Raw genomic sequence first — 22,030 nt, forward strand, 5'->3', positions numbered from 1 at the left:
TAGGGGCAGGAGGCTAGCGCACGTGATCGCTATTGGACAATTCACGCTGGTGCGGGTATTTGCTTGGTGCGACAACCTCCCATCTGACGAGGACGAACGTGGCAATCCGCAACGGCCTGAGCGCCGTCTATGAGGCGCTGCACGCGGCCCCGCCGTACGCGCTGGTCGAAGTGGTCCGCGACGCGCTCGTGGCTCACACCGCCGCGCAGGGCGCGGAACTGCTGCTGGCCGACTACGCACTGGTCGCGTTGCGGCCCGTGCTCGACACCCCCGTGCCGGGTGACGCCGAGATCCGCATCGACTCCAGCGACGCGGGCCGCGCCTTCGCCTCGCAGCAGGCGCAGTGGGAGGAGGCGCACGGCACGCTCCACCTGCCCGTCACGGCGTGCGGCGAGCGCTTCGGCGTGCTCAGCGTCCACCTGCCCGCCCGGCCGGAGCTCGACGACGTCGGCGAGCTCCAGGAGGTGGCCGAGGCCCTCGGCCACGGCCTGCGCGGCGCCGACCGGCTCACGGACCGCTACCAGCGGGCCCGCCGCCTGGCCAGGATGACGCTCGCGGCCGAGATGCAGTGGGGGCTGCTGCCCGGCTACGGCCACACGGGCAAGGGCTACCGCCTCGCCGGCCAGCTCGAGCCCGCCTACGCCGTCTACGGCGACAACTTCGACTGGAGTTGCGACCCCGACTCGCTGGGGCTGTCGATCACCAACGGCATGGGCGAGGGCATGCGGGCGGCGCTGCTCACCACGCTGGCCGTCACCGCGCTGCGCAACGCCCGCCGGTCGGGCGCGGGCCTGGAAGAGCAGGCGGGCCTCGCGGACGAGGCGATCTTCGCGCAGTACGGCGGGCGGGAGTACGTCTCGACCCTGCTGCTGCGCTTCGACGCCGCCACCGGCCGGCTGTTCGCCGTCGACGCCGGCTCGCCCCGGCTGATCCGCCTGCGCGGCCTGGACGTCGAGACCGTCAAGCTCGACCGGCAGCTCCCCCTCGGCATGTTCGGCAACACCACCTACACCGAGCAGTCCGTGACACTCCAGCCGGGCGACCGGATGGTCATCGTCAGCGACGGGGTCTACGGCGCTCGCTCCACGACAAACGCCGACTTCGGCGAATCGCTCCTCGAGTCCGTCGTCAGATCCACCCGGTTGCAACCGGCCGACGAGGCCGTCAGGACCATGATTCGTGGCATGCTGACGTTCAGGGAAGGCGTGGACGTCTTCGACGACGCTGTCGTGGTGTGCCTCGACTGGACCGCCGAGCAGGCGGCCGAAGCCCTTCCCCCCGTGGAGGGAGACGTCGTCTGAGGTGCTTCGCACCCTCGCCGAACTGGAATGCCGCATGAACGACCACAGTGAGCTCGGACACCTCGATCCCGCGACGGGGGCGGCCGTCGAGGGCGCCGCCGCGGCCCTGATCGCGGTCTGGGCCTACTCCAGGCAGAGCGCGGCCACCAAGGTCTCGTCCATCCAGTTGCAGGCGCTCCTGACCATCGAACGCCATCAGCAGGTCAATCTCGCCGGGCTCGGCCAGGCGCTGGGCGCGCTGCCGTCCTCCACCAGCCGCCTGTGCGACCGGCTGGAGGCCACGGGATGGGTGCGCCGCTCGGTCTCCCCCGACGACCGGCGCGAGCTGACCATCGGCCTCACCCCCGCCGGAAAGGCCCTGCTGGAGGAGTTGCGCGCCCAGCGCCGCGCCGACCTCGCCCAGGTCGTCGACGAGATGCCGCCCGAGGCCCGCAAGGCGCTGCTGCGCGGGCTGCGGGCGTTCACCGCGGCCGCGGACCGGGTCACGGAGCAGCGGATCGACCGCTCCGACGACACCTGGACCCTCATCGCCGGGCGGTTCCTCGCCTGACGACCGGGTGGTGGTCACGCGTTCTTGCGGGCGGTCACCATGGCGAAGGACAGGAACTCGCCCTTGTCGGCTTCGAGCATGGCGATGGTCTGCTCGGCGGCCGCCCTGTTGTCCGGCTGGTGTTCGAAGCAGGCGCGGGCCCACAGCAGCCAGTCGTTCCAGCCGTCGTCCTGCAGGCGCGCCGACGTCACCGTGACCAGCTCGGTGATCTCCCACTGGAAGCGCCACCACTCCGCGGTGTGCCAGGCGATGGCCTCCCACCCGACGAGCGTCTTGATGTGGGGCGGGATGGCGCCGAGGTCGCGGACTTCACGGGTCATGCCGGGAGTGGCGACCCCCAGCTGGCCGTCCGGCTTGAGGAAGCGCGTGATGTAGGCGAGATAGCTGTCGGCGGTGCCGAAGTACTCGTAGGAGTCGATGCTGACGATCGCGTCGAAGGAGTCGCGTTCGAACGGCAACGCGTGCGCCTCCGCGTTGACCGCCTCAACCCGGTCCGCGACTCCGGCCTCGGCGAAGACGGCCGCGGCGGTGTCGGCCGCGACCCACAGGTCGGCCGCCACGACCTCCACGCCGAACTCGCGGGCCAGGAAGACGGAGGTCGCGCCCATCCCCGAGCCGAGATCGAGCACCCGCATGCCGGGCCGCAGGTCGAGGTCCCGCGACAGGTCCTCCAGCAGCCACAGCGGGTTCGGGCCCATGTCCAGGCCCACCAGCCACGCGGGGTCGTAGCGGGAGGAGCGGGGGTAGTCGTCAGGACGGACGAGATTGCTCAGAGCGGTCACGGCCCGGCATTTCACCAGACCCCTCCCTCGACCCGCAATCCCATATGGGTGCGCACCTCCTACGGCGGGCCTTGGCCACCCCCAGAAGACGGCCCCCCAGAAGACGGCCACCCCCAGAAGACGGTTAACCAGGAGACCGGTCAGCAGGGGAAGGCCGTTGGTGAGGGAAGGCGGTCAGCGGGCGGCGTTGGGGCGTTGGGCCTGGGACTGTTGGAGCGCAGCGTTGATGCGCAGCGCCTCGGCCAGCTGGTCCTCCAGGACGATGATGCGGCACGCGGCCTCCAGAGCGGTGCCCTGGTCGACCAGCTCGCGCGCTCTGGCCGCCAGGCGCAGCTGGTAGCGCGAGTAACGGCGGTGACCGCCTGCGGAACGCTGGGGTTCGATCAGCCTGGCGGCGCCGAGGGCGCGGAGAAACGCGGGGGTGACGCCCAGCAGCTCCGCCGCCCCGCCCATGCTGTAGGCGGGGTAGTCCTCGTCATCGAACCTGTCGCCGGGCGTGGCGGCGCACTGGTCGCCGCCCGCGACACCAGAGGTGTCCTCGGGCATGCCGCCCGGTGCCGTCACCGCTTGATCCATCAAACCTTCCCACATGCGGACAGGGGCCCCGGCGCCATGCGCCGGGGCCCAGTTTGAGGTTCAACACCATCTACCGGCCAGCTGGCCGGATTGTCTTCTTCCGCATCGGCCGCGCACGTGCGGCGGAGTGCGGGGATCGCGGATTTGTGACCGTAAACCACCGTCCTATCCCTGGGACTGCGGTACCCGCGCGGCGCGACGCGCCCGCGACGGGCGATCCTGATGGCGTTCAACACTCCCTTCTCTATCCGTGCGATCTTCCGACTTCACGTACGGCCGGGCTGATCCTCGTCGTACTGCATTCTCACGCCCGGCCCTGGTGGATCCGTTTCTTGCTACACCAAAAACATAGCTCCGTCACGCACGAATGTCTACTTCGGTCACTGCAGATTTTACTTCCGCCGCGCCTACCTGGGCGACCCGTCGCCCGCGTACTGGGTGCGGTCCTCTTCAAGGACGTCGGCCGCCTTACGGATGATGAGCGGGTCGGGCACGCCCACCACCTCGTGGTTCTTGCCGTCGTAGTCGAATCGGCTCAGCACGTGGCGGATCGCCTCGATGCGGGCGCGCTTCTTGTCGTTGCTCTTGATGACCGTCCACGGCGCGTGATCGGTGTCGGTGTGGAGGAACATGTCCTCCTTGGCCTCGGTGTACTCGTCCCATTTCTGGCGCGAGGCCAGGTCCATCGGCGACAGCTTCCAGCGCCTGACCGGGTCGATGCTGCGGATGATGAAGCGGGTCAGCTGCTCGCCGCGGGAGACCGAGAACCAGAACTTGATCAGGTGGATGCCGTCCTCGACGAGCATCCGCTCGAACATCGGCGCCTGCCGCAGGAACTGCAGGTACTCCGCGGAGGTGCAGAAGCCCATCACCCGTTCGACGCCCGCGCGGTTGTACCAGGATCGGTCGAAGAAGACCATCTCTCCGGCCCCGGGCAGGTGGGCGACGTAGCGCTGGAAGTACCACTGGGAGCTCTCCCTGACACTCGGCTTCTCCAGCGCGACCACGGTGGCGCCGCGCGGGTTGAGATGCTCCTGGAAGCGCTTGATCGTCCCGCCCTTGCCGGCGGCGTCGCGCCCTTCGAACAGGACCACGAGCCGGACGCCGGTGTCCTTGACCCAGTACTGGAGCTTCACCAGCTCGATCTGCAGCTGCCGCTTGACCCGCGCGTACTCGCCCCGGTCCATCCGGCTCTCGTAGGGGTAGTGCTCGCGCCAGCTGTCGACGGGCAGGCCGTCACGGCCGATCAGGACGGGGTCGTCATCGTCGTCGTCGATCACGCTCAGGTGCGGCAGGGCGTTGAGCAGCTCGCTCGAGGCCACCAGGGTCCTGCCGGACCGGCTTGCCGCGAGGAACTCTCCGTCACCGGCCCTGTCCGTCCCACGTGCCACATCGCCCACGCGCCTGCCCTACCCCGATCCCCCTCCTCGACACGTTACGACTCGGGATCGTGGGCGAGCACCGACCGGCCGCCGTCGACGGGAACGGTCGCGCCCGTGACGAATCCCGCGTCGTCGGAGAGCAGGTAGGCGATCACGGCCGCGACCTCCTGCGAGCGCGCCACCCGGCCCAGGGGGTGCAGGCGCGCCATCTCCCGCTCGACGCGGGCGGCGCTTTCGGCCTCTTGGGAGTCGAGGAAGCCGGCGTAACGCTCGGTGTCCACCGAGCCGGGCGCCACGGCGTTGACCCGGATCCCGCGCGGCCCGTACTCGACCGCGAGCGCCCGGGTCATCCCCTCGACACCCGCCTTGGCCGTCACGTACGGCAGGCAGCCTGGAACCGCCTGCCGCGCCTGGTGCGAGGAGACGTTGACGATCGCCCCCGGCGTACCCGCCCGGAGGAAGCGGCGGATCGCGGTGGCGCAGCCGACGACGGCGGGGCCGAGGTTGGCCGCGATGAGATCCAGCACCTGCCCCGTCGCGGCGGTGTGGAGGGAGGCGTCCCCGAACACGGCCGCGTTGTTGACCCAGCCGGCGAGGGTTCCCGCGGCCTGCGCGCGGTCGGCGGCCGACTCCGCCACGTTCTCGTCAGCGGCGTCACCGACCACCCCGACCAGGCGCGCCCCGGCGGGATGGTCGTCCAGCCACGCCAGCGCCGCCGGGTCGCGCTCGATGGCGACCACCGCGCCGGTGTCACCGACCAGCAGCCGCTCGACCACCGCCCTGCCGATGCCGCGACCGCCTCCTGTCACCACGTAGGAACGACTCATACTCCCCATGGGACGCGCCCTCCGCGCGTCTGTCAACTCCTTCTATCGAAGCACTTCGAGCACTACGGTGAGTATCCCCCACGAAAAAGGAGCGGCGCATGGCGGCACGGACCACCATCTACGATGTCGCGGCCGCCGCCGGCGTCAGCATCTCCACCGTGTCGCTCGCCCTCAACTCCCCCGCCAGGGTCAGCGAGACCACCAGGCGCAGGGTCCTGGAAGCCGCGGACGCGCTCGGCTTCGTCCCCAAGCCCGACGCGGTCGCCAAGGCGCGGCGCGGCGTGGGCCGCATCGGCGTCATCGCGCCGTTCACGTCGTATCCGGCGGTCGCCGTGCGGGTGAACGGCATCCTGCGAGCCGTCGGCGACCGCCCACTGGAGATCGTCCTGTTCGACCAGGAGTCGGCCGCGCGGAGCTCCTCCCCCTTGCTGGCCAGCCTGCCCATCACGGGACGGCTGGACGGGCTGGTCGTCGTCAGCCTCTCCCTGGACGAGGCGATGGCCGGCCGCCTCACCGGCTCCCGCCTGCCGACGGTCCTGGTCGACGTCCACCACCCCGGCTTCGACTCCGTGCGCACCGACGACACGGCCGGCGGACGGCTGGTCGCCGAACACCTGCTCGGCCGCGGCCATCGCCGCTTCGGCTTCCTCGGCGAGGCGCAGCGAACCGAGCGCTACGTATCGCCGTCGCAACAGCGCCTCGCGGGCTTTCGGACCGCCCTGGCCGAAGCCGGTCACCCGCTCGGCGACGGCGACGTACGGCTGGCCGACCACGGCGTCGCCCAGGCCCGAGCCGCCGCCAGGGAGTTGCTGTCGACGCGGGACCGCCCTCCCGCCGTCTTCGCCGCCGACGACGTCCTCGCCGCTGGAGCTCTGCGGGCCGCGCGTGACCTGGGCCTCGCCGTACCCGGCGAGCTCGCGGTCGTCGGCTTCGACGACGGCGACCTGGCGGAGGCCCTCGACCTCACCACGGTGCGCCAGCCGCTGGAGGAGTCGGGCCGTACCGCGATGGAGCTGCTCCTGCGGCGGCTCGACCAGCCGGGGAGCGTCCGCGAAGTGGCGCTGGGGGTGCGGCTGATCCCTCGCGGGACCAGCTGATCCGGACGCGTGCCGCGCCCCGCTCGGGGCAGAGGCCGTCCATGAGAAGGTTCTTCAAAGTCGTGCTGACCCGCTGGCTGGCCCGCACGCCGATCGGTCTCGCCGTTCTGGCTCTGGGCTGGTTACTGGGCCGCCGGCGCAGGCAGCGTGTCCAACGCGAGGGCGAGCGAGGCCGGCGCACACGCGCCAGGCGAACACGAGGCAGATGAACAGGCGGTCGCCCTCGCGCCGCGGGGAATCACGTAACGAGATCGTTCCGACACAGAATCGGGGCGCGGAGGCCGGTGTTTGCTCAGGTCGTTCCGGGACAGAGGTGCCTCGAACCCAACGAGCCGCGATCCGGCGGCGGGAGGAGTCACGATGAGCGCACGCGACAAGTTCGGCAACAAGGCCGAAGAGGTAGGCGGCAAGGTCAAGGAAGGCGTCGGCAGGGCCACGGACGACGAGCGGCTCGAGGCCGAGGGTCAGGCCGACCAGAGCAAGAGCAAGGTGAAGCAGGCCGGGGAGAAGGTCAAGGACGCCGCGAAGAACGCCAAGGACGCCATCACCGGCGACTAGCCGCCACTCGGCGCTCGGCCCACGGTGCTCTCTCGGGGGATCAGGCGATGGCCGGCGGTGAACTCCTCCGGCGGGCGGGCGGTGCTGCCGTCGATCCGCTGCTTGAGCAGGGCGACCGCGATGCGGGCCAGCTGGTTCTTGTCGGGCGCGATCGTGGTCAGGGTGGGGGTGCTGTAGCGCCCGTCCTCGATGTCGTCGAGGCCCGCCAGCGCCACGTCCTCCGGCACGCGCAGGCCCGCCGCCAGCACGGTGCGCATGGCGCCGAGCGCGAGCAGGTCGTTGAAGCAGAACACCGCGTCGGGCGGCTCGGCGGCGGCCAGGAGCCCGGCCATGGCCGCCGCGCCCTCGGCGCGCTGGTAGCGGTCGACCTTGACGATGGTCTCGGGCAGGCCGTGGGCGGCCAGCGCCTGCCGGTACCCCGCCAGCCGCAGCGGCGCCGTGCCGCTGGCGGTGTCGTCCTGGGCGCCCAGCGCGGCGATCCGCCTGCGCCCGAGCCCGATCAGGTGCTCGGTGACGTCGCGCGCGGCGCGGACGTTGTCGATCGCGACATGGTCGGCGGGCCCGTCGTAGATGCGCTCGCCGAGCAGCACCAGCGCGGTGTCGTCGGTGCGGGCGGCCAGTTCCTCCGCGCCGACCGCCACGGGGCTGAGGATGAGCCCGTCGACCTGGTGGTCGCGGACCCCGTCGAGGATCCGCCGCTCCCGCTCCAGGCTGCCGCCGGTCTGCTCGATGATCACCAGCCACCGGTGCTCGGCGGCCGCGTCGATCACGAACCTGGACAGCTCCGCGAAATAGGGCGCGTCGAGCTCGGGCAGGGCCAGGGCGATCATCCCGGTACGGCCCTGGCGCAGGTTGCGGGCTGACAGGTTGGGCCGGTAGTCGAGCTGGGAGAGCGCGCCCTCGACCTTCGCGCGGGTCGCGGGCGACACGTGCGCGTAGCCGTTGACCACGTTGGAGACGGTCTTCACCGACACCCCGGCCAGACGCGCGACATCGCGCAGGCTCGTTCCCACCCCGTGTCCCCCTTCATGCGGTACGGCTCGCATGGTAATCCAGTCACACCGTTTACAACGTTGAAACAACGTTGTAGAACATGCCATACCGCAAAACGTCCCGGCAACGGAGAGGCCGCCTCTTGACATCGACCGCTCGTCTCACGCTGGATCCGGCCTTCCTGATCGGCCCGGTGGAACCCCGCCTGTTCGGCTCGTTCGTCGAGCACATGGGGCGCTGCGTGCACACGGGGATCTTCGAGCCGGGACATCCGCTGGCCGACGCCGACGGCTTCCGCGCCGATGTGCTGGAGCTCACTCGCGAGCTGGGGGTGACCGTGGTCCGCTATCCCGGGGGCAACTTCGTCTCCAACTACCGCTGGGAGGACGGCGTCGGCCCCGCAGAGCTCGCCCGCCTGGACCTGGCCTGGCGCAGCCTGGAGGACAACAGCTTCGGGCTGAACGAGTTCATGGCCTGGGCGGCGCGGGCCGCAGGCCGGCACTGGTGACGCTGTTCCTGCTGTCGTTCCTCACCAACTGAAACGACTTCCTGTGGCCGATCTACGTCCTGCTGAGCCCCGAGTCCCGGAGCCCCTGACCCTTCCCGCGGGTCTGGGCAACTTCCAGGGCGCCAACAACATCCGCTACGACCTGCTGAAGGCCGGAACGATGATCGCCAGCGTCCCGGTGATCCTGCTCTCCCTGGTCGCCCAGCGCTGGGTCTTGAAGCGCTCCCCACGACTGAAGTCGGGGGATTCCAGCCAGCTCGGGGCTCGCCGTAGCGTGGCCCTGGGCTGCTGTTGCTTGGCGGTTGACCTTCCGGCCCACGCGGTCGCGTGGTTTGCGCGCCCCAACCCGCACACCCGGCCTGGGCTGTGCGTGCTCCGCCCTCCCGGCGGTGAGGATGTTCTGGGCGGCGTTCACGTCGGCGTGCTCGGTGTGACCGCACGAGGCGCACCGGAAGACCGCTTGGCTCTCGCGGGACTTCCGATCCACCACCGTGCACACGTGGCACGTCAGACTCGTGTACGCCGGGTTGACGATGATCACACAAGTGCCCGTGTACCGGGCCCTGCCGCGGGTGGCCAGCTCGATGCGGTGCCAGCCCTTGTCCAGAATGGACCGGTTCAGCCCGGACTTGCTCGCGGCCCCGTTGGGCAGGAACACGCCCGGCCGTTCCGGGTCGGGCCTGGGTCCGACACCGGCGGTCATGTTCCTGGTCGCCAGCGCCTCGAACACGACCAGCTCGAAGCCCGTGGCCAGGGTGTGGGCGGTCTTGGCGGCGAAGTCCTCCCGCCGTCTGCGGACCTTCCGCGCCAGATCGGCGACCCGCACGGCGGCCCGCTTACGCCGGGCCGATCCCGTCGCAGTGCGGGCAAGGTCCCGCTGGAGCTTCTTGGCGTGCTCGACTTCCCGATCGCGGGCGAACACCTGGTGGTGGAAGAGCCCGTCGGAACGGGTCACGACCTTGGCCACTCCCCGGTCGATCCCCACGGCGCTACCCGGGTGGGCGTGCCGCTCAGGCGGGGCGATTCCGTCCTCGACCAGGAAGCTGACGTACCAGTGCTTGCCGTCGCGGGAGACGGTGGCGTGCTTGACCTTCCCGCCGAGCGACCGGGTGATGCGGAAGCGGACCCAGCCGAGCTTGGGCAGCCTCGCCCGTGCCCAGCGCCGGTTGAGCCGTTCGATGGCGATTTTCCCGCCTTCGGGGAAACGGAAGCTCGGGGCGTTCCTTGCCCTCGATTTCCAGCGGACCTTCCACGTGCCGTGCCGGGCGCACGCCTGGTCCAGGTCGATCAACGTCTGCTGGAGGCAGTGGCCAGGCACCTCGGCCAGCCACTCGAACTCGCCCTTGGCCTGGGCGAGCTGGCGGGCCTGCTCGTGGTAGCCGATGAACGCGCCGCGACGGCGGTAGGTGCGCCGTTGTTCCAGGCCGGTGTTCCACACGCTGCGGCAGGCTCCGCCGATCCGCTCGGCGAACGCGGCCTGCTCCTCGGTGAGGTCCAGGCGGTACTTACGTCCGGTCAGCACGATGCCTCACCGGTTCTTCTGGTTCTTCTCGACGTACCGCTTGACGACCTCAAGGGGTGCCCCGCCCACGGTGGCCACGAAGGAGGAATGGGTCCACAGTGTCGGCAGTTTCGACGTCAAGCTCTGGAACTCCTGGCGCAGGACGCGGAAGGAGCGGCCCTTGATGGCCTTGACCAGCTTGTGAATCCCGAACCGCGGGTCCACCTCGACGAGCAGCTGGACGTGGTCGGGCAGGACTTCCAGTTCGACCAGCCACGCCCCTTTCTCCTCGATCACCTCGCGGATCAGCGCTTTCAGTCGCGCCTCGATCTGCCCGCCGAGCACTCACCTGCGGTACTTGGGGCACCACACCACGTGAAAGGCGCACTGGAAGGCGATTGTTGCTGTTCGTACGCAAGGTCACAGCCACAGGGATGAACATACAGCGGTTGATCTATCTACCGCTCAAAGTTTCGAGAGAAGGGCTTACCCCCATGGCTGAAGCCACGGTCCGCGCCCTAGACCTCCGAGCGAGGGCATCTCCCGCTCCGGTCTCAAGGGCTGACCCTGCGGAGATAGCGGACCCGCGGGGGCGTCCAGCGGATATTGTGCGAAGTTGACTGACCGACCAGATATCCAGGAGGCCGCGCATGCCCCGTCCCAGTGTCGAGGCCGAGCGCCGCGAGCAGATCCTTCGCGCGGCCTGCGAGGTGATCGCCGAGGTGGGGCTGCGGTCGCTGCGCGTCTCCGACGTGGCGAAGCGGGCGGGCACGAGCAACGGCACCGTGCACTACTACTTCGCGGGCAAGCGCGAGGTGGTGCACGCCGCCTTCGAGTACAACTTCCAGCGCTCCATCGACCGGCGCCGGCCGATCTTCGAGGGCGAGGACGACCCCAGGGCCAGGCTGCTCGCGTTCGTCCGCTCGTACCTGCCGAGCGGCGAGGAGACCGTACGGGCCTGGCGGGTCTGGATGGCGCTGTGGAGCGAGGCGTTCCACGAGCCCGAGCTGCAGGATCTCAACGAGCGGGTCTACGGCGAGTGGCGCAGGATCGTCGCCGCGGTGATCCGCGACGGGCAGGACATGGGCGTGCTGCGCGAGGGCGACGCGGTCGAGTACGCCAACAGGCTGATCGGCATGATCGACGGGCTGGCGATCCAGGTCCTGGTCGGGTCACGGGCGATGACGGTGGAGCGGATGAGCGCGGTCTGCGAGGCGTTCTTGCTGGAGCTCCAGAAGTAGGCATTGACATTCCTACGTGATTCACGACACAGTCCTCCATAAATAACTGGACCGCCAGTCAACTATGGAGGCGGCATGCCACGCAGGGTTCTCCTCGCACTCACCGCGCTCACGCTCACCGCCTGCGGCTCGACGGCAGGGGGCGGCGCCGACAAGCAGCTCACCGTCGTCATGTGGGGCGGCGACGACCAGAAGAAGGCGGTGGCGGCCTACGTCGAGCCGTGGGCCAAGGGCAAGGGCGTCACCGTGAAGCAGGACTCTCCCACCGACTACGCCAAGTTCCGGGCGCAGGTCGAGTCCAAGAAGGTGAGCTGGGGCGTCGTCGAGGTGGAGCCCAACTTCGCGGTCACCGCCTGCAAGAACGGCTGGGCGGTCAAGCTCGGCAAGGTCGACACCTCGGCGGTGAAGAAGGAACTGGTCGGCGAGTGCGGGATCCCCGTGCTGGAGTACGCGTTCACGATCGGCTACAACACCAAGACCTTCTCCGCCGGCAACCACCCCACGTCGTGGGCGGAGTTCTTCGACACCGCGAAGTTCCCCGGCAAGCGCGGCTTCTGGAAGTACGCCACGGGCGCCATGTTCGAGGCCGCGCTGCTGGCCGACGGTGTGCCCAAGGACAAGCTCTACCCGCTGGACCTGGACCGGGCGTTCAAGAAGCTCGACACGATCAAGAAGGACATCGTCTTCTACGAGACGGGCGAGCAGCAGCAACAGCTGGTCTCCAGCGGCGAGGTGCCGCTCATCCAGGCGTGGAACGGGCGCATCTTCGCCGCCGCCAAGGACGGCCAGCCGGTGGCCAACGAGTGGAACGAGCACCTGCTCTCCTACGACCAGCTGGTCATCCCGGCCGGCTACAAGGGCGCGGCGCTGGCCGAGGAGTGGATGAACGCCTTCCTCGCCGACGCCAAGGGCCAGGCCGACTACGCCAACCAGAGCGCGTACGCGCCGGTCAACCCCAAGGCCTTGGAGTTCGTCACGCCCGAGGTGCGCAAGGAACTGCCGACCGAGCACGAGGACCAGCGGGCGGCGATCATCGACTACACCTACTGGGCCGAGCACTACGACAAGGTCACCGAGCGGATGAACGCATGGATGGCCGAGTAGCGGGCCGGCGGTGGGGCGGCCTGGTCCTCCCGCTCGTCGCCTTCCTCCTGGTGGTGTTCGTCTACCCGCTGGCCGGGATGCTGGCGCGCAGCGTCACCGACCCCGAGCCGGGGCTGGGCAACTACGCCGCCTTCTTCGACTCCCCCGTCTACTCCGGCGTGCTGGTCAACACCTTCCTCACGGCCGGCCTGGTCACCCTGGTGACGCTGCTGCTCGGCTTCCCTTACGCCTACCTGATGACGCTGGCCACGCCGTTCTGGCGGGGCGTGCTCATGGCCGCGGTGCTGGTGCCGTTCTGGACCAGCCTCCTGGTGCGGACGTTCGCCTGGGTGCTGGTCCTGCGGGACACCGGCGTGGTCAACGACGTGATCGCGGCGCTCGGCGGCGCGCCGGTGCCGCTGCTGCGGAACCTGACCGGCGTGCTGATCGGCATGGTCCAGGTGATGCTGCCGTTCGCGGTGCTGCCGATCTACGCCACGATGCGGACCATCGACCGCAGGCTGCTGCAGGCCGCCGAAGGGCTCGGCGCCCGGCCCGCGTTCGCGTTCTGGCGGGTCTACGCGCCGCTGACGCTGCCGGGCGTGGCCGCCGCGACGCTGCTGGTGTTCGTCTCCTCGCTCGGCTTCTACGTCACCCCCGCGCTGCTGGGCGGGCCGAAGAACGTGATGATCGGCGAGCTGATCGTGCAGCAGCTGTCGGGCGTGCTGCGCTGGGGCTTCGCCTCGGCGCTGGCGGTGATCCTGCTGGTGGTCACCGGGGTCCTGCTGCTGCTGGCCGCGCGCGTGGTGGACCTGCGGCGGATGCTGGGAGGCGGCCGATGACCCGCGTCGCCCTGTGGGTGCTGGCCGCCCTCACCGCGCTGTACCTGGTGCTGCCGGTGTTCGTGGTGATCCCCACGTCCTTCTCCGACAGCGCGTTCCTGGAGTTCCCGCCGCAGGAGTGGTCGCTGCGCTGGTACGAGAACTTCTTCACCGACCTGACCTGGCTCGACAGCGCGCTGGCGAGCGTGCGGATCGCGGTGCTGGTCACGCTGGCCTCCCTGGTGCTCGGCACGGCGGCCGCGCTCGGCATGGTGCGCGGCCGCTACCCGCTGCGGGCGCTGGTGTCGGGGCTGGTGATGGCGCCGGTGCTGGTGCCGTACGTGATCATCGGCCTGGCCGTGTACGCCGCGTTCCTCGATCTCGGCCTCACCGAGACGACGCTCGGCTTCGTGCTCGTGCACACCGCGCTGGCCGTGCCGTACGTGGTGATCACCGTGTCGTCGGCGCTGATGTCCTTCGACCGCCGCCTGGAGCAGGCCGCGATGAGCCTGGGCGCGGGCCCGGTCACCACCTTCGCGAGGGTGACGCTGCCGCTCATCGCGCCGAGCCTGGCCAGCGGCGCGGTCTTCGCGTTCGTCACCTCCTTCGACGAGGTGGTGACCAGCGTGTTCCTGTCCGGCCCCGACCTGACCACGCTGCCGGTGCAGATGTGGTCGGGGGTGCGGGTCCAGATCGACCCGACGGTCGCGGCGGTGTCGAGCATGCTGCTGCTCCTCACCCTCTCGCTGTTCGCCGCCGCCGGGCTGGCCCGGTTGATCCGACGGAGGAAGTCATGAACGGCACAGTGAACGGCCCAGTGAACGGCACAGTCGACGTGCGCGGGATCTCCAAGAGGTACGGCGAGGCCGTCGCGCTGGACGACGTGAGCCTGCACGTCAGGCCCGGCACCTTCATGACGCTGCTCGGCAGCAGCGGATCGGGCAAGTCGACGCTGCTCAACGTGGTGGCCGGGTTCACCGAGCCGACCTCGGGCACGGTCGAGGTGGACGGCACGGACATCACCAAGGCCCCGCCGTACAAGCGCGACCTCGGCATGGTGTTCCAGCACTACGCGCTCTTCCCGCACATGACCGTCTTCGAGAACGTGGCCTTCCCGCTGCGGCGGCGGCGCGTGCGCGGCGCCGAGCTGACCAGGAAGGTGGCGGAGGCGCTGGAGGTCGTGGAGCTGGGCGCGCTGCGCGACAGGCGGCCCGCCCAGCTGTCCGGCGGACAGCAGCAGCGCGTGGCGCTGGCCAGGGCGATCGTCTTCGAGCCGCGCGTGCTGCTGATGGACGAGCCGCTCGGCGCGCTGGACAAGCGGCTGCGCGAGCAGCTCCAGCTGGAGATCAAGCGCCTGCACAGGGAGCTCGGCATCACCTTCGTGTTCGTCACCCACGACCAGGAGGAGGCGCTGACCATGTCCGACAGCATCGCGCTGCTGCGCGATGGCCGGATCGTGCAGGTCGGCACGCCCGAGGACCTCTACGAGCGCCCCGCCTCCCGCTACGTCGCCGAGTTCCTCGGCGAGTCGAACCTGCTGGGCCCGCTGCTGGTCAGGCCGCAGAAGGTACGGCTGAGCGCACCGGGCACGGAGCTGCCCGCAGGGCACCAGGCCCACGACGGGAAGGTGCTCGAGGTCATCTACCTCGGCAGCGGGCTGCGCGTGGAGGTGGAGCTGCGCGACGGCAGCCGGCTGGTCGCCCGCACCGAGAGCAGGCCCGACCCGCTCCCCCGTCCAGGCGACGCCGTCGTGGCCCACTGGAGCCCAGCCGACTGCGTCACCGTTCCCGATCTTCACTAAGGAGGCCGCCATGCGTTCCATCAGAGACGGCGTCGAGCTGAGCGCCGAACAGCGGGAGTTCGTGGCGCTCGCCCGCGACTTCGCCGCCCGCGAGATCAGGCCCAGGGCCAGGGAGGTGGACGACGCCGACCACGCCTCGCCCCTCGATCTGTGGGCCAAGGCCGCCAAGCTGGGGCTGACCTCCTTCATGCTGCCCGAGGAGTACGGCGGGGGCGGCGTCGGCGACCTGGTCACCCAGGCGCTGGTGTCGGAGGAGCTGTGCTACGGCGACATCGGGATCGGCAACCTGCTCACCTCCAACGGCTTCTTCGCCGGGCCGATCGAGGCGCTCGGCACGGCCGCGCAGAAGGAGAGGTGGCTGGCGCCGCTGACCGGAGACGATCCGCCGCTCACCGCGCTGGCGGTGACCGAGCCCGACGTCGGGTCCGACGCCGCCGCGCTGCGCACGCGTGCCGTACGGGACGGCTCGTCCTACGTCCTGACCGGGCAGAAGACGTGGATCTCCAACGCGCCCTACGCGAAGTGGATCGTCGTGTTCGCGACCGTGGACCCCGAGCTGCGCTCGCGCGGGGTGACCGCGTTCGTGGTCGACACCGACGCGCCGGGTGTCAGGATCGGTCAGCCGTTGCCGAAGATGGGGCAGCGGGCCATCGTCTGCGCCGAGGTGTTCCTCGACGCGGTGCGGGTGCCGGTCGAGAACCGGCTCGGCGAGGAGGGCCAGGGCTTCTACGGGCTGATGCGGACCTTCGACTCCGCGCGCATCCTGCTGGCGGCGGCGTGCACCGGGCTCTCGCGGGCCGCGCTGGACACCACCGTGGCGTACGCCAGGGAGCGGGTGCAGTTCGGCAAGCCGATCATCGAGCACCAGGCGGTGGCCTTCCGGCTGGCCGACATGGCCGCGAAGATCGACGTTTCGCGCCTTCTCACACAGCGGGCGGCGCGGCTGTTCGACGCGGGCGAGCCCGCCGCCGAGGAGTCGGCGATCGCCAAGCTGACCGCCTCGGAGAACGCCATGTGGTGCGCGTGGGCCGCCCTGCAGACCCACGGCGGCTGGGGCTACTCCCGTGAGCTGCTCCTGGAGAAGTGGATGCGCGACGCGAAGCTCGAGGAGATCGAGGAGGGCACCTCCGACATCCAGCGCCTGATCATCTCCCGCTCGCTGGCCAGGTCGGCGTGATCTTCTCCGACCCCTCGTCCGTGGCGGTCGTCGGCGCCTCCGCCAACCCGGCCAAGTGGGGATACTGGCTGGCCAGAGGGGCGCTGCGCGGCGCGCACCGGCGCAAGGTGTACCTGGTGAACAGGTCGGGCGCCGTCGTCGACGGCGTCGCCGCCGCGCCCGGCCTGCGCGACCTGCCGGAGGTCCCCGAGCTGGCCGTGCTGTGCGTGCCCGCCGAGACCCTGCCCGACGTCGTCGAGGAGGCGCTGGAGCTCGGCGTGCGCGGCTTCCTCGGCATCACCGCCGGCCTCGGCGCGGAGCGGGAGGCCCGCCTGGCCGCCCGGATCCGCGCCGCCGGGGCGCGCCTGGTCGGCCCGAACTGCCTCGGCGTGTACGACGCGGCCACCTCGCTGGAGCTGGCATGGGGCAACTTCACCCCCGGCTCGCTCGGCATCGTCTCCCAGTCGGGCCAGCTCGGGCTCGAGCTCGCGGGGCTGGCCGGAGAGGCGGGCATCGGCGTGTCCAGGTTCGTGTCGGTGGGCAACCAGGCCGACGTCACCGCCGCCGAGATGCTGGCAGGGCTGGCCGGCCACGACCGCACGGCCGTGGTGGTGCTCTACCTGGAGAGCTTCATGGACGGCAGGCGGCTGGTGGAGACGCTGGCCGGGCTGCGCGCGTCGGGTAAGCCGGTGATCGTGCTGACCGTCGGGACGAGCCAGGCGGGCAGGGAGGCGGCGCTGTCCCACACCGGGGCGCTCACGTCGGGCACCGAGGTGGTGGAGGCGGCGTGCAGGGCGGCGGGCGCGATCCTCGTCCAGACGCCCGCCCAGGCGGTGGACGTGGCCCAGCTCCTGCTCGACGCGCCCGCGCCGGTGGGCCGGCGGATCGCCGTGGTCGGCGACAGCGGCGGGCAGGGGGCGATCGCGGCCGACGTGCTCAGCCGCCACGGCCTCGCCGTCCCGCCGCTGGGCCCGGCCTCCAGCGCCGCGGTGGCCGCGCTGCTGCCGTCCGGCGCGGGCGTGCGCAACCCGATCGACCTCGCTGGGGCGGGAGAGCGGGATCTCACCACCTACGCCAGGCTCGTGGAAGTGCTGCTGGGCAGCGGGGAGATCGATGGGGTGGTGCTGACCGGCTACTTCGGCTCCTACGGCGCGGACGCTCCCTCGCTGGTCGAGGCGGAGCTCGAGGTGGTCGACGAGCTGGGCGGGCTGGTGCGACGGCGCGCGATGCCCGTCGTGGTGCACAGCATGAGCCGCGACTCGGCCGCCGTCAGGGCGCTCAGGGAGCACGGCGTCCCGACGTACGCGACGATCGACCAGGTGGGCTGGTCGCTGGGACTGGCCACCGAGCTGGCCCTGCGCACCCCTCGTGCGCCGGCCGCAGGGGCGGGCGGTCCCGGCCCCGGGACGGCCCCCGGGTATCTGGCCGCGCGCGCCGTCATCGCCGCCCAGGGAGTCGCCTTCCCCGGCGCCGTGGCGGTGCGCACGGCCGACGACGTCCTGCGCGGCGCCGCGGGGCTGCGGCCGCCGTACGTGCTCAAGGCCGCGTGGCTGGCGCACAAGACCGAGGTCGGCGGGGTCGTGGTGGGCCTGCGGGAGCCGGCGGAGGCGGCGGCCGCGCTCGACGGCCTGCGCGCGCGGCTGGGAGAGGGCGAGTACGTGCTGGAGGAGATGGACGTCCGCCCGCACACCGTGGAACTGATCGTGGGCGCCCGCAGGGACCCGGCGTTCGGCGCCGTGGTGCTCGCGGGCGTCGGAGGGACGCTGAGCGAGCTGCACCGCGACATCGCCGTGGAGCTCGCGCCGGTGACCGAGGAGGAGGCCGCGGTGATGCTCAGCGGACTGAAGGCGTTCCCGCTGCTGGACGGCTGGCGCGGCGCGCCCCAGGTCGACCTGCCCGCCGCGGCGGCGGCCGTGGCCGCGGTGTCCAGGCTGGTCGCCGACCGGCCGGACATCGCCGAGTGCGAGGTCAACCCCCTGCGCGTCGGCCCGGACGGCGCGCTGGCCGTGGACGCCCTCGTGGTGCCCGCGGCGGAGGAGCCCGTGGAACCCGCGACGGAGGAACGGGCATGACCGGCGGCCAGGCGCTCGTGCGGGCCCTCGCCCGGCACGGCGTGGACACGGTGTTCGGCATCCCCGGCACGCACAACCTGGAGATCTACGCCGCGCTGGCCGCGCACGGCGTGCGGCACGTCGGCACCAGGCACGAGCAGGGCGCGGGCTACGCGGCCGACGGCTACGCGAGAATGACGGGACGGCCCGGCGTGGCCGTGGTGACCTCGGGCCCCGCGGTGCTCAACGCGGCGGCGGCCATCGGGCAGGCCTACTCCGACTCGGTCCCCGTGCTGCTCGTCTCCCCCGGCATGCCGCTGCGCCACCCCGGCGCGGGCAACGGGCTGCTGCACGAGACCAGGGAGCGGGCGATGGGCGCGGTCGCCGCCCGCAGCCTGCGGGTGACGAGCGTGGCGGAGATCCCGGTGGCGGTGGCCCAGGCGTTCGCCGAGATGACCGGCGGCCGTCCGCGCCCGGTGCATCTGGAGATCCCCTTCGACGTGCTGGAGGAGGAGGCCACCGCCCCGGACGTCGCGCCGCTCCCCCGCACGGTCCACCGGCCCGCCGGGGAGGACCTCGACGCGGCCGCCGCGGTCCTGGGCGCGGCGCGGCTGCCGCTGATCATCGCGGGTGGCGGCGCCAGGGCCGCCGCGGGCGCGCTGCCGGCCCTGGCCGAACGGCTCGGCGCGCCGGTGGTCACCACGGCCAACGGTACGGGCGTCGTCCCGGGCGACCATCCGCTCGCGCTCGGCGCGGGGCCGCACCTGGCGGCCGTCAGGGCGGCGGCCGAGGAGGCGGACGCGGTCCTGGTGGTGGGGAGCGAGCTGGCCCCCGCCGACCTGTGGAACGGACCGCTGCCGCTGGACGGCAAGGTGGTGCGGATCGACGTCGACCCGGTCCAGGCCGTCACCAACGCCCGTCCCGAGGTGGTGCTGGTCGGCGACGCGGGCGCGGCGCTGGACGGGCTGCTGGCCCGGCTCGGCCCGTCCGCCGCCGCCGTACCGCCGCACGTGGCGCGCTGGCGGGAGCGGATGCGGGCGGAGGCGGAGCGAGAGGGCGCGCGATGGCTCGGGATCGTGCGCGCCCTGGCCGCGGCGCTCGGCCCCGACGGGGTGGTGGCCGGCGACAGCGCGATGGCCTGCTACTACGGCGCGCTCCCCAACCTGGGCGGCCGGCTGCTCTACCCGGCCGGGTTCGGCACGCTCGGGTACGGCCTGCCCGCCGCGATCGGAGCCGCGGTGGCGGGTCCCGGCCGCCCCGTCGCCGCGCTGATGGGCGACGGCGGCCTCATGTTCACCGTGGCCGAGCTGGCCACCGCCGTCCAGCTGGGCCTGCCGTTGCCGGTGGTCGTGGTGGACAACGGCGGCTACGGTGAGATCCGCGCCGAGATGGCGGCCAGGCACGACCCCGTGCACGCGGTCGACCTGCCCTCTCCCGACTTCCCCCTGCTGGCCCACGCCCTCGGCGCGTACGGCACGGCCGCCGAGGACCCCGAAGCCCTGCGCGCGGCCCTGGTCGCCGCGCTCAAGGCCGACCGCCCCACGCTCATCCACGTCAGGGAGGACACATGAGCCTGCTGGAGATCACCTGGACCGACCCCGTCACCGCGCGGCGCGGTTACGTGGTCATCGACAGCCTGGTGCGCGGCGTCGCCAGCGGCGGGCTGCGGCTGCGCGAGGGCTGCACGCTGGAAGAGGTGCGCGGCCTGGCCCGCGGCATGTCGCTGAAGGAGGCGCTGGTCCACACCCCCGGCGACCGGTACGTCCCGATGGGCGGGGCCAAGGGCGGCATCGACATCGATCCGGGCGATCCCGAGGCACGCGCGGTGCTCAAGCGGTTCGTCACCGCCGTGCTGCCGGTGATCAGGGAGCAGTGGAGCACCGGCGAGGACTTCGGCCTGCGCCAGGAGACACTCGACGAGATCGCCGCGGAGCTCGGCCTGGCCTCGACGGTGGAGGCCGCCTTCGCGCTGGTGGCGGACGAGGACGCGGCCCGCGCCCGGCTGCGCGCCGCGATGGCCGAGGTGGTGGAGGGCGTGCCCCTCGCCGACCTGGTGGGCGGGTACGGCGTGGCCCAGGCGGCGCTGGCCCTCGGCTCCTACGAGACGGCGGTCGTGCAGGGCTTCGGCTCCATCGGCGGGGCGGCGGCGCGCTACCTGGCCAGAGCGGGCGTGCGGGTGGTGGGCATCGCCGACAGGGAGGGCCTCATGCTCTGCCCTGACGGGCTCGACGTGGAGCGGATGCTCGCCGCCAGGGACGGCGGCGGCGTCGTGGACCGGGCGTGCCTGCGCCCCGGTGACACGACGGCGCCGCGCGAGGCGTGGCTCGACGTCGAGGCCGACCTGCTGGTGCCCGCCGCCATGTCGTACGTCATCGGCCCCGCCGAGGCGGCCAGGGTGAAGGCCAGGGTGGTGGTCGAGGGCGCGAACCTGCCCACGCTGCCGGAGGCGGAGGCGGCGATGACCGCCAGAGGCGTCACCGTCGTGCCGGACTTCCTGGCGAACGTGATGACCAACGCCTGGTGGTGGTGGGTGGTGTTCGGCGACATCGAGCCGACGCCGGAGGCGGCCTTCGACAAGATCGCCACGACGATGCGGCGGCTGGTCGAAACGGTGTCCGCGGAGGGGGTGCCGCTGCGCAAGGCGGCGCTCGCCCTGGCGGAGAGGAACGCCGCTGCGCTGATCCGGTAGCTCACCGATCTGGTCACCGGGAGGCTCCTGGACGATGATGTGATCACGGCATCTGGTGACAGGAGGCGGCTGTGCGTCTGGGATTGAGCATCGGCACCCTCGGCCCCGCGGCGGCCGACCCGCACGCCCAGCTCACGCTGGTGCAGGAGGCCGAACGGCTCGGCTACGACTCGGCGTGGGCCTCCGAGGGCTACGGCGTCGACCCGGCCACGACCCTGGCCTGGCTGGCCGCGGGCACCGAGCGCATCGCGCTGGGCACGGGCGTGATCCAGATGTCCAGCCGCACCGCGGTCGCCACCGCCATGGCCGCGGCCACCGTCGACAGGGTCTCGGACGGCAGGTTCCTGCTCGGCCTCGGCGCCTCGGGCCCGCAGGTATCGGAGGGCTGGCACGGGCAGCGCTACGAGCGCCCGCTGGCCCACCTGCGCGACTACGTGGCCGTCGTGCGGACCGCGCTCGAGCAGCGGCCGGTCGAGCACGAGGGCCCCAGCATCGTGCTGCCGTTACCCGACAGCAGGGGCAAGGCGCTGACGATGACGATCGGGCCGGTCCGCCGGCCGCTGCCCATCCACCTGGCCGCCATGGGCCCGAAGGCGGTCGAGCTGGCGGGCGAGGTCGCCGACGGCTGGCTGCCCATCCACTTCCCGCCCGAGCACGTCGCGGACACGCTCGCGCACCTGCGCGCGGGGGCGGCCCGCGCGGGGCGCGACGCGGCGCGGGTGGAGGTGTCGCCGATGGTCATGGCCATGGTCGACGACGACGCCGACTACGCCCGCGACATGGTGCGGCCGATGCTGGCGCTGTATCTGGGCGGCATGGGCACCAAGGGCGTCAACTTCTACAACCGCCTCGCGCACCGCCTCGGGTTCGGCCAGGCCGCCTCCCGGGTGCAGGACGCCTACCTCGACGGCGACATGGGCGAGGCCGTGGAGGAACTGCCCGACGAGCTGATCGACGCGCTGACCCTGTGCGGCACACCCGAGCGCGTGAGGGAGCTGATGGACGCCTACCGCAAGGCGGGCGCGACCCGGCTGATCGTCGGCCTCAACGCCCCTACGACCGACGACCGCGTCGAGCAGCTCGGCTGGCTGGCCGAGCTCAACACCTGACCGG

Annotated in this window: 21 protein-coding genes and 2 pseudogenes; 16 read left to right on the forward strand and 7 right to left on the reverse strand. The window is 71.6% G+C overall.

Features of this window, described 5'->3' with window-relative positions; translation table 11 throughout:
- The first annotated feature begins 98 nt into the window (after positions 1–98).
- Together H4W81_RS22610 and H4W81_RS22615 are read left to right on the forward strand one after the other, a co-directional pair.
- Positions 99–1,301 (forward strand): PP2C family protein-serine/threonine phosphatase, encoded by a 1,203-nt coding sequence (locus H4W81_RS22610; RefSeq protein ID WP_318781891.1) that lies wholly within the window; start codon positions 99–101, stop codon positions 1,299–1,301.
- Positions 1,302–1,335: 34 nt separating this feature from the next.
- Positions 1,336–1,851 (forward strand): MarR family winged helix-turn-helix transcriptional regulator, encoded by a 516-nt coding sequence (locus tag H4W81_RS22615; RefSeq protein ID WP_192776662.1) that lies wholly within the window; start codon positions 1,336–1,338, stop codon positions 1,849–1,851.
- A gap of 14 nt (positions 1,852–1,865) precedes the next feature.
- Here H4W81_RS22615 and H4W81_RS22620 read toward each other — a convergent pair whose 3' ends face one another.
- The 4 genes from H4W81_RS22620 to H4W81_RS22635 form a co-directional block, all read right to left on the reverse strand.
- Entirely contained in the window at positions 1,866–2,633 is a 768-nt protein-coding gene (locus tag H4W81_RS22620; RefSeq protein WP_192776663.1) for an SAM-dependent methyltransferase, read from the reverse strand.
- 174 nt (positions 2,634–2,807) lie between these two features.
- Positions 2,808–3,179 carry a MerR family transcriptional regulator gene (locus H4W81_RS22625; RefSeq protein ID WP_192780973.1) on the reverse strand — a complete coding sequence of 124 codons (372 nt, stop codon included), beginning with the start codon at positions 3,177–3,179 and terminating at the stop codon, positions 2,808–2,810.
- Between the two features lie 437 nt (positions 3,180–3,616).
- Positions 3,617–4,600, reverse strand: coding sequence for a polyphosphate kinase 2 (gene ppk2, locus H4W81_RS22630; protein ID WP_318781892.1), 984 nt, complete (start codon positions 4,598–4,600; stop codon positions 3,617–3,619).
- A gap of 44 nt (positions 4,601–4,644) precedes the next feature.
- Positions 4,645–5,418: an SDR family NAD(P)-dependent oxidoreductase gene (locus tag H4W81_RS22635; protein ID WP_192776664.1), complete on the reverse strand. Its 774-nt coding sequence runs from the start codon at positions 5,416–5,418 to the stop codon at positions 4,645–4,647.
- A 98-nt stretch (positions 5,419–5,516) separates the two neighbouring features.
- Between H4W81_RS22635 and H4W81_RS22640 the strand changes: the two genes are divergently transcribed.
- The 3 genes from H4W81_RS22640 to H4W81_RS22645 all read left to right on the forward strand — a co-directional run bounded on the left by H4W81_RS22640 (position 5,517) and on the right by H4W81_RS22645 (position 7,073).
- The gene (locus tag H4W81_RS22640; RefSeq protein ID WP_192776665.1) at positions 5,517–6,515 is read left to right on the forward strand and encodes a LacI family DNA-binding transcriptional regulator; all 999 of its coding nucleotides are present in this window, start codon (positions 5,517–5,519) and stop codon (positions 6,513–6,515) included.
- A gap of 41 nt (positions 6,516–6,556) precedes the next feature.
- Positions 6,557–6,724 carry a DUF6203 family protein gene (locus tag H4W81_RS50095; protein ID WP_225958736.1) on the forward strand — a complete coding sequence of 56 codons (168 nt, stop codon included), beginning with the start codon at positions 6,557–6,559 and terminating at the stop codon, positions 6,722–6,724.
- 151 nt (positions 6,725–6,875) lie between these two features.
- Positions 6,876–7,073, forward strand: coding sequence for a CsbD family protein (locus H4W81_RS22645; protein ID WP_192776666.1), 198 nt, complete (start codon positions 6,876–6,878; stop codon positions 7,071–7,073).
- Here H4W81_RS22645 and H4W81_RS22650 read toward each other — a convergent pair.
- On the reverse strand, positions 7,070–8,086 hold the full coding sequence (locus H4W81_RS22650; protein ID WP_192776667.1) for a LacI family DNA-binding transcriptional regulator: 1,017 nt from the start codon (positions 8,084–8,086) through the stop codon (positions 7,070–7,072). The genes H4W81_RS22645 and H4W81_RS22650 overlap by 4 nt on opposite strands.
- A gap of 80 nt (positions 8,087–8,166) precedes the next feature.
- On the opposite strand from H4W81_RS22650, the pseudogene H4W81_RS22655 reads away from it, so the two are divergent.
- Positions 8,167–8,544: pseudogene (locus H4W81_RS22655) on the forward strand (hypothetical protein); the annotation flags it as partial.
- Between the two features lie 82 nt (positions 8,545–8,626).
- On the opposite strand, the gene H4W81_RS22660 reads toward H4W81_RS22655, so the two are convergent.
- Positions 8,627–10,096 (reverse strand): RNA-guided endonuclease InsQ/TnpB family protein, encoded by a 1,470-nt coding sequence (locus tag H4W81_RS22660; RefSeq protein ID WP_318781893.1) that lies wholly within the window; start codon positions 10,094–10,096, stop codon positions 8,627–8,629.
- Positions 10,097–10,102: 6 nt separating this feature from the next.
- Positions 10,103–10,505: pseudogene (gene tnpA / locus H4W81_RS22665) on the reverse strand (IS200/IS605 family transposase).
- Positions 10,506–10,725: 220 nt separating this feature from the next.
- Between tnpA and H4W81_RS22670 the strand changes: the two are divergent.
- From H4W81_RS22670 to H4W81_RS22715, 10 genes are all read left to right on the forward strand, one after another.
- On the forward strand, positions 10,726–11,316 hold the full coding sequence (locus tag H4W81_RS22670; protein ID WP_192776668.1) for a TetR/AcrR family transcriptional regulator: 591 nt from the start codon (positions 10,726–10,728) through the stop codon (positions 11,314–11,316).
- 75 nt (positions 11,317–11,391) lie between these two features.
- Positions 11,392–12,420, forward strand: a complete 1,029-nt coding sequence (locus H4W81_RS22675; RefSeq protein ID WP_192776669.1) for an ABC transporter substrate-binding protein — start codon at positions 11,392–11,394, stop codon at positions 12,418–12,420.
- Positions 12,405–13,241 (forward strand): ABC transporter permease, encoded by an 837-nt coding sequence (locus tag H4W81_RS22680; protein ID WP_192776670.1) that lies wholly within the window; start codon positions 12,405–12,407, stop codon positions 13,239–13,241. The genes H4W81_RS22675 and H4W81_RS22680 overlap by 16 nt, the downstream gene beginning before the upstream one ends.
- Positions 13,238–14,017 carry an ABC transporter permease gene (locus tag H4W81_RS22685; protein ID WP_192776671.1) on the forward strand — a complete coding sequence of 260 codons (780 nt, stop codon included), beginning with the start codon at positions 13,238–13,240 and terminating at the stop codon, positions 14,015–14,017. Before H4W81_RS22680 ends, H4W81_RS22685 begins: the two co-directional genes overlap by 4 nt.
- Positions 14,014–15,021 carry an ABC transporter ATP-binding protein gene (locus tag H4W81_RS22690; protein ID WP_192776672.1) on the forward strand — a complete coding sequence of 336 codons (1,008 nt, stop codon included), beginning with the start codon at positions 14,014–14,016 and terminating at the stop codon, positions 15,019–15,021. Before H4W81_RS22685 ends, H4W81_RS22690 begins: the two co-directional genes overlap by 4 nt.
- A gap of 10 nt (positions 15,022–15,031) precedes the next feature.
- Positions 15,032–16,198, forward strand: a complete 1,167-nt coding sequence (locus tag H4W81_RS22695) for an acyl-CoA dehydrogenase family protein (protein ID WP_192776673.1) — start codon at positions 15,032–15,034, stop codon at positions 16,196–16,198.
- Entirely contained in the window at positions 16,195–18,249 is a 2,055-nt protein-coding gene (locus H4W81_RS49420; RefSeq protein WP_318781894.1) for an acetate--CoA ligase family protein, read from the forward strand. Before H4W81_RS22695 ends, H4W81_RS49420 begins: the two co-directional genes overlap by 4 nt.
- Positions 18,246–19,799, forward strand: coding sequence for a thiamine pyrophosphate-binding protein (locus H4W81_RS22705; RefSeq protein ID WP_192776674.1), 1,554 nt, complete (start codon positions 18,246–18,248; stop codon positions 19,797–19,799). Before H4W81_RS49420 ends, H4W81_RS22705 begins: the two co-directional genes overlap by 4 nt.
- Positions 19,796–20,917: a Glu/Leu/Phe/Val dehydrogenase dimerization domain-containing protein gene (locus H4W81_RS22710; RefSeq protein WP_192776675.1), complete on the forward strand. Its 1,122-nt coding sequence runs from the start codon at positions 19,796–19,798 to the stop codon at positions 20,915–20,917. The genes H4W81_RS22705 and H4W81_RS22710 overlap by 4 nt, the downstream gene beginning before the upstream one ends.
- A 71-nt stretch (positions 20,918–20,988) precedes the next feature.
- A complete protein-coding gene (locus tag H4W81_RS22715; protein WP_192776676.1) occupies positions 20,989–22,026 on the forward strand; it encodes an LLM class F420-dependent oxidoreductase in 1,038 nt (345 codons plus the stop codon).
- Positions 22,027–22,030: the final 4 nt, after the last annotated feature.

Source organism: Nonomuraea africana (assembly GCF_014873535.1).
Classification (GTDB): domain Bacteria; phylum Actinomycetota; class Actinomycetes; order Streptosporangiales; family Streptosporangiaceae; genus Nonomuraea; species Nonomuraea africana.

Coding starts and splice junctions, on each gene's coding strand:
- H4W81_RS22685 (WP_192776671.1), top strand. CDS start 13,238: ATGACCCGCGTCGCCCTGTGGGTGCTGGCCGCCCTCACCGCGCTGTAC.
- H4W81_RS22710 (WP_192776675.1), top strand. CDS start 19,796: ATGAGCCTGCTGGAGATCACCTGGACCGACCCCGTCACCGCGCGGCGC.
- H4W81_RS22680 (WP_192776670.1), top strand. CDS start 12,405: ATGGATGGCCGAGTAGCGGGCCGGCGGTGGGGCGGCCTGGTCCTCCCG.
- H4W81_RS22635 (WP_192776664.1), bottom strand. CDS start 5,418: ATGAGTCGTTCCTACGTGGTGACAGGAGGCGGTCGCGGCATCGGCAGG.
- H4W81_RS22695 (WP_192776673.1), top strand. CDS start 15,032: ATGCGTTCCATCAGAGACGGCGTCGAGCTGAGCGCCGAACAGCGGGAG.
- H4W81_RS22705 (WP_192776674.1), top strand. CDS start 18,246: ATGACCGGCGGCCAGGCGCTCGTGCGGGCCCTCGCCCGGCACGGCGTG.
- H4W81_RS22645 (WP_192776666.1), top strand. CDS start 6,876: ATGAGCGCACGCGACAAGTTCGGCAACAAGGCCGAAGAGGTAGGCGGC.
- H4W81_RS22675 (WP_192776669.1), top strand. CDS start 11,392: ATGCCACGCAGGGTTCTCCTCGCACTCACCGCGCTCACGCTCACCGCC.
- H4W81_RS22625 (WP_192780973.1), bottom strand. CDS start 3,179: ATGCCCGAGGACACCTCTGGTGTCGCGGGCGGCGACCAGTGCGCCGCC.
- H4W81_RS22640 (WP_192776665.1), top strand. CDS start 5,517: ATGGCGGCACGGACCACCATCTACGATGTCGCGGCCGCCGCCGGCGTC.
- H4W81_RS22670 (WP_192776668.1), top strand. CDS start 10,726: ATGCCCCGTCCCAGTGTCGAGGCCGAGCGCCGCGAGCAGATCCTTCGC.
- H4W81_RS22690 (WP_192776672.1), top strand. CDS start 14,014: ATGAACGGCACAGTGAACGGCCCAGTGAACGGCACAGTCGACGTGCGC.
- H4W81_RS50095 (WP_225958736.1), top strand. CDS start 6,557: ATGAGAAGGTTCTTCAAAGTCGTGCTGACCCGCTGGCTGGCCCGCACG.
- H4W81_RS22615 (WP_192776662.1), top strand. CDS start 1,336: ATGAACGACCACAGTGAGCTCGGACACCTCGATCCCGCGACGGGGGCG.